Source organism: Streptomyces sp. NBC_00727, from assembly GCF_045161745.1.
In the GTDB taxonomy this organism is placed as follows: domain Bacteria; phylum Actinomycetota; class Actinomycetes; order Streptomycetales; family Streptomycetaceae; genus Streptomyces.
This window is the reverse complement of record NZ_CP108981.1, coordinates 3,272,432-3,285,638: the sequence shown is the minus strand read 5'-3', so window position 1 is coordinate 3,285,638 and position 13,207 is coordinate 3,272,432. Positions and strand designations below refer to the sequence as shown.

General features: G+C 67.7%; 12 protein-coding genes and 1 tRNA gene. 5 read left to right on the top strand and 8 right to left on the bottom strand.

What is annotated here, in order from left to right:
- Nucleotides 1-57 precede the first annotated feature (57 nt).
- Nucleotides 58-1,371: a hypothetical protein gene (locus OG242_RS14745; protein ID WP_405898604.1), complete on the top strand. Its 1,314-nt coding sequence runs from the start codon at nucleotides 58-60 to the stop codon at nucleotides 1,369-1,371.
- A 241-nt stretch (nucleotides 1,372-1,612) separates the two neighbouring features.
- Here OG242_RS14745 and OG242_RS14740 read toward each other — a convergent pair.
- From OG242_RS14740 to OG242_RS14720, 5 genes are all read right to left on the bottom strand, one after another.
- Nucleotides 1,613-2,475 (bottom strand): IS5 family transposase gene (locus tag OG242_RS14740; protein WP_405901613.1). Its coding sequence is split into 2 segments (ribosomal slippage): nucleotides 1,613-2,098 and nucleotides 2,101-2,475, totalling 861 coding nucleotides; the frame shifts between segments, so codons are not numbered across the junction.
- Nucleotides 2,476-2,493: 18 nt separating this feature from the next.
- A complete protein-coding gene (locus tag OG242_RS14735) occupies nucleotides 2,494-2,784 on the bottom strand; it encodes a hypothetical protein (protein ID WP_405898603.1) in 291 nt (96 codons plus the stop codon).
- 69 nt (nucleotides 2,785-2,853) lie between these two features.
- Nucleotides 2,854-3,351, bottom strand: coding sequence for a hypothetical protein (locus OG242_RS14730; RefSeq protein WP_405898602.1), 498 nt, complete (start codon nucleotides 3,349-3,351; stop codon nucleotides 2,854-2,856).
- Nucleotides 3,352-3,397: 46 nt separating this feature from the next.
- A complete protein-coding gene (locus tag OG242_RS14725; RefSeq protein WP_405898601.1) occupies nucleotides 3,398-4,138 on the bottom strand; it encodes a hypothetical protein in 741 nt (246 codons plus the stop codon).
- A 314-nt stretch (nucleotides 4,139-4,452) separates the two neighbouring features.
- Nucleotides 4,453-4,523: transfer RNA gene (locus OG242_RS14720), tRNA-Gly, on the bottom strand.
- A gap of 480 nt (nucleotides 4,524-5,003) precedes the next feature.
- Between OG242_RS14720 and dcd the strand changes: the two genes are divergently transcribed.
- Together dcd and OG242_RS14710 are read left to right on the top strand one after the other, a co-directional pair.
- Nucleotides 5,004-5,579, top strand: a complete 576-nt coding sequence (gene dcd, locus OG242_RS14715) for a dCTP deaminase (protein ID WP_018102070.1) — start codon at nucleotides 5,004-5,006, stop codon at nucleotides 5,577-5,579.
- A 7-nt stretch (nucleotides 5,580-5,586) separates the two neighbouring features.
- A complete protein-coding gene (locus tag OG242_RS14710) occupies nucleotides 5,587-6,087 on the top strand; it encodes a phosphoribosyltransferase (protein WP_405898600.1) in 501 nt (166 codons plus the stop codon).
- Nucleotides 6,088-6,158: 71 nt separating this feature from the next.
- On the opposite strand, the gene OG242_RS14705 is transcribed toward OG242_RS14710, so the two are convergent.
- From OG242_RS14705 to OG242_RS14695, 3 genes are all read right to left on the bottom strand, one after another.
- Nucleotides 6,159-7,085, bottom strand: coding sequence for a Yip1 family protein (locus tag OG242_RS14705; protein ID WP_405898599.1), 927 nt, complete (start codon nucleotides 7,083-7,085; stop codon nucleotides 6,159-6,161).
- A gap of 195 nt (nucleotides 7,086-7,280) precedes the next feature.
- Nucleotides 7,281-9,572 (bottom strand): (Fe-S)-binding protein, encoded by a 2,292-nt coding sequence (locus OG242_RS14700; RefSeq protein ID WP_405898598.1) that lies wholly within the window; start codon nucleotides 9,570-9,572, stop codon nucleotides 7,281-7,283.
- A gap of 137 nt (nucleotides 9,573-9,709) precedes the next feature.
- Complete coding sequence (locus OG242_RS14695; RefSeq protein WP_405898597.1) at nucleotides 9,710-10,381, bottom strand: sugar transferase; 672 nt, start codon at nucleotides 10,379-10,381, stop codon at nucleotides 9,710-9,712.
- Nucleotides 10,382-10,631: 250 nt separating this feature from the next.
- On the opposite strand from OG242_RS14695, the gene dnaK reads away from it, so the two are divergent.
- Together dnaK and grpE are read left to right on the top strand one after the other, a co-directional pair.
- Complete coding sequence (gene dnaK / locus OG242_RS14690; protein ID WP_018522255.1) at nucleotides 10,632-12,488, top strand: molecular chaperone DnaK; 1,857 nt, start codon at nucleotides 10,632-10,634, stop codon at nucleotides 12,486-12,488.
- On the top strand, nucleotides 12,485-13,135 hold the full coding sequence (gene grpE, locus OG242_RS14685; RefSeq protein WP_405898596.1) for a nucleotide exchange factor GrpE: 651 nt from the start codon (nucleotides 12,485-12,487) through the stop codon (nucleotides 13,133-13,135). The genes dnaK and grpE overlap by 4 nt, the downstream gene beginning before the upstream one ends.
- Nucleotides 13,136-13,207: the final 72 nt, after the last annotated feature.

Sequence of the window (13,207 nt, the reverse complement as noted above, 5' to 3'; positions counted from 1 at the left end):
AAATCCATCAAGAGCCCGCATTCTCGACGTACGTGATGACGTAAGGGGTCCCATCGCTTGAGTGACGTAGAGACTGCCCTGGCCATCGCCACGCGCGTGCTGGTGCTGGGCGTCATTGGCGCGGTGCCGACCATCGCCTTCGCCGCCGCCGAGTCCAAGGTGGGCCGGTGGCGGCGGAGACAGGCCGACAGAGTCCGCACCCTCCGCAGACGGCTGACCGTCCGCTTGGCACGGCACACGCTCACCCGGGCCGACGAGGCGATTTCCCCGGTGCTCCCCGACAATGGACTGCACACCAGGCCGTTGATCGAGCAATCCATCACGCGCTGGTGGCACGAGGCCGTGATCGGCCTGCCCGCCGGCCTCATCTTCATGGCCTTCTTCGGCTACCTCGCCTCGTACGTGGTGGAGGTCTCCGAGGTCATCCGCCGACCGCTGTCCCCACCGAACGCGAACCCGCAGGAAGGGGAAGGGGCGTACAGCGGCCTCGATCCTCTCGCCAGCCTCTACGCCGGGACCAGGGACGCGGTCCTGTTCCTCGTAGACCAGGCGGAGGATCTGGTACACCGCCTACAGAAGCTGTGGGGCCAGCCGTGGGAGAAGCCCTGGGACACGGCCACCACGCTCGTGTTCCTGATGCTCGTATTCGTCGTGATTGACATGGCTCGCCGGATACTTCCCGCGATCCTCGCCGCCCTCGGGGTAGCCCACAGGAAGAATGAGTCGACCGGTGGCCTGCCGCCGTCGCTGCGCTCTGGCCTCGGTGTCGTGTTCGCCCCAGCCGTCGACAACCATAACGAGCAGCAGCACCGGCCGGTCGCAGTGATCCTCAGCTACGCCACTGGCGTCGCCCGAGCCCATCAGGAGATGGGTGAACGGTCCCCTCTGGACGCCCGGCGAGTCTCGGTGCGCGGCGTCGAACGTGTCATACGGCGGGCCTGGAAGGTCCGCCACGGCAAGCCCAAGCCGCCCCACCGTCGTGAACTCAAGACCCACGCCGCGAAGGTCGCGGGCGCGCTGCGCCGGGCCGAGGAACGCCAGTACACCGACGAAGACCCGGGCATGGCGTTGAAGGACCTCACCGAGATGCTGCTCACCATCGCTGAGCGATACGCGGAAGGCCGCACCGGACAGCTCTTGGACGACGTCGACGAGATCGAGCCGGTGACCGACCGGACCGCGCTCCGCGTGGCTGGCGCTGTCGCCGTGTTTCTCCTCATCCTGTTCGGCGCCCCCAAGCTCGGCCTGCCGGACTCCGTCACAGGATCACTCCAAGGGATCGCCGCTATCGCGGCCGTTGCCCTGTTCTTCAACCACCGGTACAACGCTACAGATCTGGTCGACATCTTCCGAGGCGCCGACCGTAAGTGAGAGGGGCGGCCCGCATGGCAGTTCCTCCGCAATTCGCCAGCTTGGCTTCTGGACCTGTCCCCCACCTGGTCCATCAACAACACGGCAGCGGCCTGGCTCAAATTGGCGCTGAGAGCAGTGCCCGAACCACGGAGGCTCGAGCGACTCCGCATCTGGACGGTCTGACAGCAGTAGCTCCGAGCGTCACGGCATCGATTCCCTGTGATCAGCGGAGACCACGGGCTAGGCGGTTTCGTTTGGATCATCTGGCGGACCAGAGGAAGATGCCCGCGACGTGTAGTCCGGCCAGGTAGATGGCCGCTGTCTTCTCGTAGCGGGTGGCGATCCCGCGCCACTGTTTCAAGCGGTTGATGCAGCGTTCAACGGTGTTGCGCTGCTTGTATGCCTCGCGATCGAAGGCTGGTGGCCTGCCACCCCGGCTGCCGCGCCGCAGGCGGTGGCCGCGTTGATCGGCCGGAACGGGGATGACCGCCCTGATGCCTCGCCGCAGAAGGTGCTCACGGATGGCCCGTGACGAATACGCCTTGTCGGCCAGGACGGCCTCTGGCCGGGTCCGGGGCCGTCCACGCTCTCGGGGGACACGCAGGCGGGCCATCACAGCAGCGAAGGCGGGCGCGTCACCGGCCTGTCCGGCGGTGAGATGGAAGGCCAGGGGTCGGCAGTTGCCGTCGGCCGCGAGATGGATCTTCGTGGTCAGCCCGCCGCGGGAACGGCCGATGGCGTGGTCGTCCGGCTCGCCGGCTGGGGCCCCTTTTTGCGGGCTCCGGCCGCGTGCTGGTGGGCTCGCACGATCGTGGAGTCCACCGAGACGACCCAGTTCAGCTCGTCATCGGCGTCGGCCTGTGCCAGAAGCGCGGTGAACACGCGCTCCCAGGTGCCGTCGGCGGACCATATCCGCAGCCGGTTGTAGACGCCCCGCCAGTTGCCGTATTTCTCCGGCAGCTGCACCCACTGCGCCCCTGTCTGGAACTTCCAGGCGATGGCGTCAATCACCTCTCGGTGGTCCCGCCACCGGCCACCCCGCTTCGGTTTGCGGTCCGGCAGTAACGGCTCGATCCGCGCCCACTGCGCATCAGTCAACGGCACACCTGGACCAACGAGCAGACGATCCGGAGGGAGCGGCTACACGCCGCGGATGCCATCGGCCTTGCCGGCGACTGTCCACCAGGAGATCACTCGGGCCGCCATCGCTTCCGGCTCTGACGGCAGGGGGGTGAGACCGAAGTGATCCTCCAGCTCGTGCCGCAGGAACTCGCCGATCTCTGTCTGGTCGGCGCCACCCCGGAGCCGCTGGAGCAGAGGGACGAGCATGCAGTCGTATTCGTCCTGCACCTCGTCAGCTACGCCGATCGGATCCCAGTCATTGAGCAGATGCCGCAGGCTGTTCTCGGTGGCGTCGGTTCCAGGTCGCATCGGTCCAGGGTGCCACCCGGAACCGCCCTCCTCGCTCACCCCTACCTTGATCCAAACGAAACGGCCTAGCTAACGCAGGCCATACGCGTGGTTGTAAGGCGCTTCTGCGTCGGTGGCCCGGAGGAAGTGAGGCTGCTTCTTGGGCCTGCCGCCACCCGTACGGCAAGCGACTCCAACCGGGGCGCCGCAGTCGCGGCATTCCCAGCCGAGGGCCTCCGCCAGCCCTTGTGCCTTGATCTCGTCGAGCACTGCCGTGCGCTGCTTCCACCAGGCTTCCCTCTCGGGCCCTGTTGCCGGCAGCTCCGAGTCTTGAAGCTGACGGAACGCTCGCTGGCGCTCGGGATCGGCGAGGGGGCCAGACAGGGGTTTGGTGACGACGGCGGCCTGGGCGGCCTTCTCGCCCGTCTCAAGTTCCGCCTCCAAGACGTCGACCCGCTTACGCAGGTGGTGCTCGAAGTCAGCGAGCGTTGCCTCAGGATGCATTCCGGAGAAGTTCAAGGTCTCCAGGTGGAAAGCGCGCAGAATGCTGAGCGTTTGCTGCGCTCTGTGGTTGGTGAACTCGCGCATCGCGGTACCGGTGGTCCTCTCGTTTGCCGGCCGGGTGGGTGAGAGCTCAGAGGTACCGGCCGAAGGCCGTCTCCAAGCGCTCGATGGCATCGTCGTGGGCGCTCAAATGCGGCTGCAGAACCCACAGGTCCTCGCGAAAGGGCTCGAACCCCAAGGACTGCCAGGTGCGTTGGATTACCGCCTTCTCCCGCGCCTCCCGTGTCCTGTCGTCCCGTTCGTCGACAGGGATGTCGATCGGATACGGATGCGTCGCCACGAGCGCCGCCTGGCTGGTCACCCAGCGGAGCATGCGTCCGATCAACAGCCGGCCGACGCCGCCCAGGCCACGCCAGGCCGGCGCGATCCGTGCCCGATCGATGATGACGACGTGGGTGCCGTTAACCAGGCAGTCCTCCAGGTCGCCATGAAGGCCGAGATCGCCGGACTTGTCGAAGAGGGGGGCGAAGTGCTCGTAGTCGGCGTCGCGCGAGTCCAGCGACGCGTAGATGTGGCCGATGCGCCACAGGTCCAGCGTGAGCCCGGACATGGAGAGGATCGTCAACTCCTGGCGCTGGCCCTGAAACGCCTGGGCCAGCGACATGCCCTGGCCGAGAAGGCGGGCGTTGTCTGCCCGGGCTTCCTCGTCGTCCGGCTCCCACAGAGGCAGAACGGCACGGCAGCCCCATTCCAGTGTCGCGGGGTCGTCGTGGGCGTCCGATGCGACAAGAGATGCGGCGGAATCGAAACGTAACTCCAGACGATTCAGGCACGTCAGAAGCTCCACCCCTGCGGGTGCGGCACCAGTCATGTGGTCAAACGCTAGCCACTGGTCCCGCTGCCTGTGGGGCGTTTCCTGATACCAGCGACGTCCCTCTGTCCAAAGGGAGAGCCTTGGCCTTGCCCGCGGCAATGAGCGCGCCGGGAGGCGGGCAAGTGGCCCGGATCACGGACCAGCGTCCCGCCGTCGGCCCCGGGTGCAGCCTGAGGTGGTGCAGGATGGTGCGCCGCGTGCGCTCCGAGCTGGGTATTTCCGGGAGATAGGGCACGTGGAGGGCACGGCAGGTCGTGAGAGGTCTAGACAACGACGAACCCCCAGGTCGATGACCTGGGGGTTCGTAAAAGAGCGGGTGACGAGAATCGAACTCGCGCTCTGAGCTTGGGAAGCTCATGTTCTACCATTAAACTACACCCGCGAAAATGCCGGACGCTGTCTCCAGCGACGCATCCTGGGACACTGTACCCCATCGCGATCGCGACGCGGCGTCGTCGCGGGAGCGGGCGCGGGGGAGTGGTGCGGGGAGGGTGATGTGGGTGTCGGGGGCGGGAGTTGGGGGCGTAGCGTGGGTGGTCGGAGTGCCGCGTGGAGTGGCGTCCTGTTCATCCCCTAATGTGGCGGTCTCGTCCACGGCTTGATGGGGAAGGGACTTGATGGACTCCATGGAGCGCACCGTCGTCCGCTGTGCCGAAGGGCACGTTTTCGCTACCACCTCGTTTCCGATGCAGCAGCTCGGGGCAGGGCGGATCGGGCCCGGGCGGCTCATCCGGTGTCCTCGCTGTGCTCGGTTGAGGCATGCCGTGCCCGTGGTGTTCGAGCAGCGGTAGGGAGCGGCGGCGACAGGCGCGCGGGGCGGCCCGATGAGGGTGGGTCCGCGCGTTCTGCGTATCCTCGGTGGGTGCTTCTCTCAGACAAGGACATCCGCGCCGAGATCGACGCCGGACGCGTACGCATTGATCCATTCGACGCGTCGATGGTGCAGCCCTCGAGTATCGACGTGCGGCTCGACCGCTACTTCCGGGTGTTCGAGAACCACCGCTATCCGCACATCGACCCGGCCGTCGAGCAGGTGGACCTGACCCGGACCGTCGAACCGGAGGGGGACGACGCGTTCATCCTGCACCCCGGGGAGTTCGTGCTGGCGTCGACGTACGAGGTCATCTCGCTGCCCGACGATCTCGCGTCGCGGCTGGAGGGCAAGAGTTCGCTCGGCCGGCTCGGGCTGGTCACGCATTCCACGGCCGGGTTCATCGACCCCGGTTTCTCCGGGCACGTGACCCTGGAGCTGTCGAATCTGGCGACGCTGCCTATAAAGCTGTGGCCGGGAATGAAGATCGGCCAGCTGTGCATGTTCCGGCTGAGTTCTCCGTCCGAGTTCCCGTACGGCTCCGAGCGGTACGGGTCGCGTTATCAGGGGCAGCGCGGGCCGACCGCGTCGCGCTCCTTCATGAATTTCCACCGGACGCAGGTGTGAGGGCCCGATGACTGACGACGTGCGGGAGAACCTGACGTACGACGGCTTCGGGCACGCCGTACGCGAGCTGGCGCAGGCCGTGGCCGACGACGGGTACGAGCCGGACGTGGTGCTGAGCATCGCGCGCGGCGGGGTGTTCGTCGCGGGCGGTCTGGCGTACGCGCTGGACTGCAAGAACATCCACCTGGTGAACGTGGAGTTCTACACGGGTGTGGGCACCACCCTGGAAATGCCCGTCATGCTGGCACCCGTACCGAACGTCATCGACTTCTCGGACAAGAAGGTCCTGATCGCCGATGACGTCGCCGATACCGGGAAGACGCTGAAGCTGGTGCGCGATTTCTGCGTCGACCACGTCGCCGAGGTGCGGTCCGCGGTCATCTACGAGAAGTCCCACTCGCTCGTGAAATGCGAATACGTGTGGAAGAAGACCGACAACTGGATCAACTTCCCGTGGAGTGTGGAGAAGCCTGTCGTCCGCCGCAGTGGGCAGGTTCTCGACGCGTGACCGCCTCATGAGGCGAAAGGGCCCCGGGTGACCGGGGCCCTTTTTTTACGTACGTGCGTACCGCGCAGCCGTCAGATCGTGCCCAGCTTCAGGATCGACACCAGCGCCAGCAGCTGGATCGCCGACGCGCCCAGCGCCTTCGGCCACGGCAGGTCGTGCGACTTGCTCACCATCGAAGTGAGGAGCGCCGCCGCTGCGAGCCAGGTGACCCAGCCGAGGCTGACGACCAGCGCGTTCTCGCCGCCCAGGAACATCGCGAAGACCAGGCGCGGCACGTCCGTGATGGACATGATCAGCATGGACAGGCCTACCGTCGGCTGCCACGCGCCGTCGCCGCCGAGCTGGCGGGCCAGCGTGTGGGTGACGGCGCCCAGGACCAGGCCGCCGAGCACGAAGCAGACGCCGGTGAGGATGACGTAGGGGACGGCGCTGGAGACCGGGGCGTGGATCGCGTCGTCGCGGGCCTGGTCGAAGCCGAAGAGGGCCAGCAGGCCGTAGAGGAACGTCACGGTCAGGGCCGGGCCCCAGACCGGGTAGTCGCGCATCTGCCAGAACGTCGCGCCCGGGCGGGTCACGATGCCGCTGAGGAGCTGTTTCCAGTGCAGGCGCGGGCCTGTCGGCGCCGCGGGGGCGTGGCCGGCGCGGTAGGCGCTGCCGTCGCTGTACGGCTCCTCGTCGATGCGGAACGCCTCCGTGTGGCCGGGGCTGTTGGCGTACGGGTCGCCGTGGGGCGGGCCGCCCTGCGGGGGGTACGGGTCGCCGAAGTACTCGGGCTCGTCGGGGCCGCCGCCCCGGTAGCCGCCGCCGGCCGGGTAGCCGCCGTCGTGGTAGCCCGGTGCGGCGTGGTGCGGGGCGCCCTGTCCGCCCGTCGGCGGCCATTGCTGCTGTCCGTACGGCGGCGGCGGTGCCTGATTGCCGTACGGCTGCTGCCGCGGTTGCTGTTGCCCTTGCTGCGGGGTGCGGTTGTCCCGGCCGCGTCCGATCCTGAATCCAGCCACTCATCGAACGTACCTGGTCCGCCGGTTACGGGGGCCCGGGGCCGGGGAAGTACCGGCCTTTGACGCGTAGATGTGACATCCCCTAAGGGAACCCCGGGGGGCTTTCCCCACCATGGGCCGGGGGGAACGCGGAAGCGGCCGGTCCTGCCCCCGAGGCAGGTCCGACCGCTTCGCCGCGCTGTGACGCCGGTCCGGTTACTTCACCGGTTCCGGCTCCGGTTCGTCCGCCGATTCCGGGTCGCCCGCCGGGTCGGCCGGGGTCTTCACGGATTCGAGCAGCAGCTGCGACACGTCCACGACCTGGACGGACTCCTTCGCCTTGCCCTCGTTCTTCTTGCCGTTGACCGAGTCGGTCAGCATGACCAGGCAGAACGGGCAGGCGGTGGAGACGATGTCCGGGTCGAGGGAGAGGGCCTCGTCGACGCGCTCGTTGTTGATGCGCTTGCCGATCCGCTCCTCCATCCACATCCGGGCACCACCGGCGCCGCAGCAGAAGCCGCGCTCCTTGTGGCGGTGCATCTCCTCGTTCCGCAGACCCGGGACCTTCGCGATGATCTCGCGCGGGGGCGTGTAGATCTTGTTGTGACGGCCCAGGTAGCAGGGGTCGTGGTACGTGATCAGGCCCTCGACCGGGGTCACCGGGATCAGCCTGCCCTCGTCGATGAGGTGCTGGAGCAGCTGCGTGTGGTGGATGACCTCGTACTCGCCGCCGAGCTGCGGGTACTCGTTCGCGATCGTGTTGAAGCAGTGCGGGCAGGTCGCGACGATCTTCTTGGAGGCCTTGGCCTTCTTGGTCGAGTCGTCCTCGTCGTCTTCGCCGAACGCCATGTTCAGCATCGCGACGTTCTCCGCGCCGAGCTGCTGGAACAGCGGCTCGTTGCCGAGGCGACGGGGCGAGTCACCGGTGCACTTCTCGTCGCCGCCCATGATCGCGAACTTGACGCCCGCGATGTGCAGCAGCTCCGCGAAGGCCTTGGTGGTCTTCTTGGCGCGGTCCTCCAGGGCGCCGGCGCAGCCGACCCAGTAGAGGTAGTCGACCTCGGTGAGGTCCTCGACGTCCTTGCCGACGATCGGGACGTCGAAGTCGACCTCCTTGGTCCACTCGACGCGCTGCTTCTTGGCGAGCCCCCAGGGGTTGCCCTTCTTCTCCAGGTTCTTGAGCATGGTTCCCGCCTCGGACGGGAACGCCGACTCGATCATCACCTGGTAGCGGCGCATGTCGACGATGTGGTCGATGTGCTCGATGTCGACCGGGCACTGCTCCACGCACGCACCGCAGGTGGTGCAGGACCAGAGGACGTCCGGGTCGATGACGCCGCCCAAGGCGGAGCCGTTGACCGATGCAGCCTCGACCGTGCCGATCAGCGGGCGCTCGGCCTCCGCGAGGGCGGCCGCGGGAACGTCCTTCAACTGCTCCTCGGTCGCCTTCTCCTCGCCCTCCATGTCCTTGCCGCCGCCGGCCAGCAGGTAGGGGGCCTTGGCGTGCGCGTGGTCGCGCAGGGACATGATCAGGAGCTTCGGCGAGAGCGGCTTGCCGGTGTTCCAGGCAGGGCACTGCGACTGGCAGCGGCCGCACTCGGTGCAGGTGGAGAAGTCGAGGATGCCCTTCCAGGAGAACTGCTCGACCTGGGAGACGCCGAAGACGGCGTCGTCGGCCGGGTCCTCCCAGTCGATCTCCTTGCCGCCCGTGGTCATCGGCTGCAGCGCGCCCAGCGCGACCGCGCCGTCGGCGTTCCGCTTGAACCAGATGTTCGGGAAGCCGAGGAAACGGTGCCAGGCGACACCCATGTTGGTGTTGAGCGAGACCGTGATCATCCAGATCAGCGAGGTGCCGATCTTGATCATCGCGACGAAGTAGATGAGGTTCTGCAGCGTGCCGAGCGCCAGCCCCTTGAAGGCGAGGACCAGCGGGTACGAGACGAAGTACGCGGCCTCGTAGCCGTCGACGTGGTGGATCGCGCCCTCGAGACCGCGCAGGGTCAGGATCGCGAGGCCGATGACGAGGATGACGTACTCGACGAAGTACGCCTGCCAGGCCTTCGAGCCCGCGAAGCGGGACTTGCGGCCCGCCCGGGAGGGGAGGTTCAGCAGCCGGATGGCGATCAGCACGAGGATGCCGACCGTCGTCATCAGGCCGATGAACTCGATGTACAGCTCGAACGGCAGCCATTCACCGATGACCGGCAGGACCCAGTCGGCCTCGAACAGCTGCCCGTACGCCTGGAGCAGCGTCGGCGGCAGGGTCAGGAAGCCGATGGCGACGAACCAGTGCGCGAAGCCGACGATCCCCCACCGGTTCATCCGGGTGTGGCCGAGGAATTCCCTGACCAGGGTGATCGTGCGCTGCTTCGGGTTGTCGGTGCGACTGCCGGCGGGGACCGGCTGTCCGAGCGTGACGAACCGGTAGATCTGCGCGACGGCTCGGGCGATGAGCGCAACGCCGACCACGGTCAGCACCAGCGACACGATGATCGCGGCGAGTTGCATTGGGGGCTCCTCGGGCCTGCGAGGTGGGATCGATCCAGCGTCTACTGGCGAGTACTGCGCCTTCCAGTGACCACCGGGACTACGAGTATCGCTACTACTAAGCAGTAACTTAATCAGTCCGTGCCGACACTACCCACTTATTCCGCCGTCCTGTAGCCGGGCAGGCGGTGATCTGTGTCGCTCAGGCGTGCCTTGCCGCGCCACGGCAGTGCATGGACCGCTTCGCGCACGGGTACGCGTACGGCCTCGGCGAGGACCGCCAGGTCCAGCCGCAGTCCCTGGTGCTCGGCGTAGTGCTGGTCCAGGAGCTCCGCGTCGTCCCACGGCATTCCCGAGCGGTGCCGGACCTGTGCCAGGCCGGTCAGGCCGGGCTTCAGCTCCAGCCGCCAGTGTCGCGCACCGTGCGTTCCGTTCCGTACGTCGCCCGGGGCGAGCGGGGCCGGCCCCACGAGGGAGAGCTCGCCGCGTACCACGTGGTGCAGGCGCGAAACCACGTCCAGCCTCAGCCGTCGGGTGTGCAGTGAGCGCAGGACCAGGGGTCTGCCGTGCAGCCCGGTGCGCGGGGAGTGTGTCGTCACCCGGCGGCCCCGTACGGCGAGGGCCAGGGCGGCGCCCGCCAGTAGAGGGGAGGCGAGGAGCAGCAGGAACGAACCCAGGACCAGATCGAGGGTGCGTTTGGCGGTCGGGCGGGGAAGGGGTGTGGGGGCCAGGGCGCGCAGGGATGCGCGTGAGGCCGCGAGGCGGGACGCCGGCGGGGGGCGCCAGGGGTGCGGCCGGGGTCCTCTTCCCCACTGTCCCTGCGTACGCATCGTTCGCACCTGCCCGGAATTCGGCGGATCGGATGCCGGTTTTGCGCTGCTCACGGCATTTTGTGACAGAACGATCCCATGCGGCCATGATGGGGAGGGGCTGCGCGGCGCATGAGGCGCCTGGTGTCGCCGATGGCGCGGGGTGCGTGCACGTAAGTTGAGCCGTAGTGACTCAGGTCTGTTGACTCCGTGACGGGAGTCGTGCATCCTTGAGTCAGATCCACTCAAGTAGTCAGTTGGAGGAATCGAAATGGCACGTGCGGTCGGCATCGACCTGGGCACGACTAACTCCGTCGTCAGCGTTCTCGAAGGCGGCGAGCCCACCGTCATCACCAACGCAGAGGGCGCCAGGACCACGCCGTCCGTCGTCGCCTTCGCGAAGAACGGCGAGGTGCTGGTCGGCGAGGTCGCCAAGCGCCAGGCAGTGACCAACGTCGACAGGACCATCCGCTCCGTCAAGCGCCACATGGGCACTGACTGGAAGATCGACCTGGACGGCAAGAGCTTCAACCCGCAGCAGATGAGCGCCTTCATCCTGCAGAAGCTGAAGCGCGACGCCGAGTCGTACCTGGGCGAGAAGGTCACCGACGCGGTGATCACCGTCCCGGCGTACTTCAACGACTCCGAGCGTCAGGCGACCAAGGAGGCCGGCGAGATCGCGGGCCTGAACGTCCTGCGCATCGTCAACGAGCCGACCGCCGCCGCGCTGGCGTACGGGCTCGACAAGGACGACCAGACGATCCTCGTCTTCGACCTCGGTGGCGGCACCTTCGACGTGTCCCTCCTGGAGATCGGCGACGGCGTCGTCGAGGTGAAGGCCACCAACGGTGACAACCACCTCGGTGGTGACGACTGGGACCAGCGCGTCGTCGACTACCTGGTGAAGCAGTTCGCCAACGGCCACGGCGTGGACCTGTCCAAGGACAAGATGGCTCTCCAGCGTCTCCGCGAGGCCGCGGAGAAGGCGAAGATCGAGCTGTCCTCCTCGACGGAGACCACGATCAACCTGCCGTACATCACGGCGTCCGCCGAGGGCCCGCTGCACCTGGACGAGAAGCTCACGCGCTCGCAGTTCCAGCAGCTCACCGCGGACCTCCTGGACCGCTGCAAGACCCCGTTCCACAACGTCATCAAGGACGCGGGCATCCAGCTCTCCGAGATCGACCACGTCGTTCTCGTCGGTGGCTCCACCCGCATGCCGGCCGTCGCCGAGCTCGTCAAGGAGCTGACCGGCGGCCAGGAGGCCAACAAGGGTGTGAACCCGGACGAGGTCGTCGCCATCGGCGCCTCGCTCCAGGCCGGTGTCCTCAAGGGCGAGGTCAAGGACGTCCTGCTCCTCGACGTCACCCCGCTGTCCCTCGGCATCGAGACCAAGGGCGGCATCATGACCAAGCTGATCGAGCGCAACACCACGATCCCGACCAAGCGCTCCGAGATCTTCACGACGGCCGAGGACAACCAGCCGTCCGTGCAGATCCAGGTCTACCAGGGCGAGCGCGAGATCGCGGCGTACAACAAGAAGCTCGGGATGTTCGAGCTGACCGGTCTGCCGCCGGCCCCGCGCGGTGTCCCGCAGATCGAGGTCGCGTTCGACATCGACGCCAACGGCATCATGCACGTCGCCGCGAAGGACCTCGGCACCGGCAAGGAGCAGAAGATGACCGTCACCGGCGGCTCCTCGCTGCCGAAGGACGAGGTCAACCGGATGCGTGAGGAGGCCGAGAAGTACGCGGAGGAGGACCACGCCCGCCGCGAGGCCGCCGAGTCGCGCAACCAGGGCGAGCAGCTCGTCTACCAGACGGAGAAGTTCCTCAAGGACAACGAGGACAAGGTCCCCGGCGACGTGAAGACGGAGGTGGAGACCGCGCTCACCGAGCTGAAGGAGAAGCTCAAGGGCGAGGACACCGCCGAGATCCGCACGGCCACCGAGAAGGTCGCGGCCGTCTCCCAGAAGCTGGGCCAGGCGATGTACGCCAACGCCCAGGCCGAGGGCGGCCCGCAGGACGCGCAGCCGGGTGCCGAGCAGGCGCAGGGCGACGCCCAGGACGATGTCGTCGACGCCGAGATCGTGGACGACGAGAAGGACTCCAAGGGCGGTGCGGCGTGACCGAGGAGACTCCGGGCTTCGAGGAGAAGCCCGACGTCCCCTCCGGCGCCACCCCTGACGACGCCGAGCCGAAGGCCGCCACCCCCTCCGAGGAGGCGGCGGCCCCGGCCGGGGACGACGCGAACCGGGTCACGGCCCTGACCGCGCAGCTGGACCAGGCCCGCACGGCGCTCGGCGAGCGCACCGGCGACCTCCAGCGGCTGCAGGCCGAGTACCAGAACTACCGCCGCCGCGTGGAGCGGGACCGGGGCACGGTCAAGGAGATCGCCGTCGCGAACCTCCTGTCCGAGCTGCTGCCCGTGCTCGACGACGTCGGCCGCGCCCGGGAGCACGGTGAGCTCGTGGGCGGGTTCAAGTCGGTGGCCGAATCGCTGGAGACGGTCGTCGCGAAGCTGGGCCTCCAGCAGTTCGGCAAGGAGGGCGAGCCCTTCGACCCGACGGTCCACGAGGCCCTGATGCACAGCTACGCGCCGGACGTCACGGAGACGACCTGCGTGGCGATCCTGCAGCCCGGCTACCGGATCGGCGAGCGCACCATCCGCCCCGCGCGGGTCGCGGTCGCCGAACCCCAGCCGGGGGCGGCTCCCGCGGCCGCGAAGGAAGAGAAGGCAGACGACGAGGAGAGCGGTGGCGGCGAGGAGGTCTGACATTCCGTCCGATCACCTGGCAGCACACCGCCCGGCCATCAGGACCTTCCGTCCGGCCGGTGCCAGGGCCTG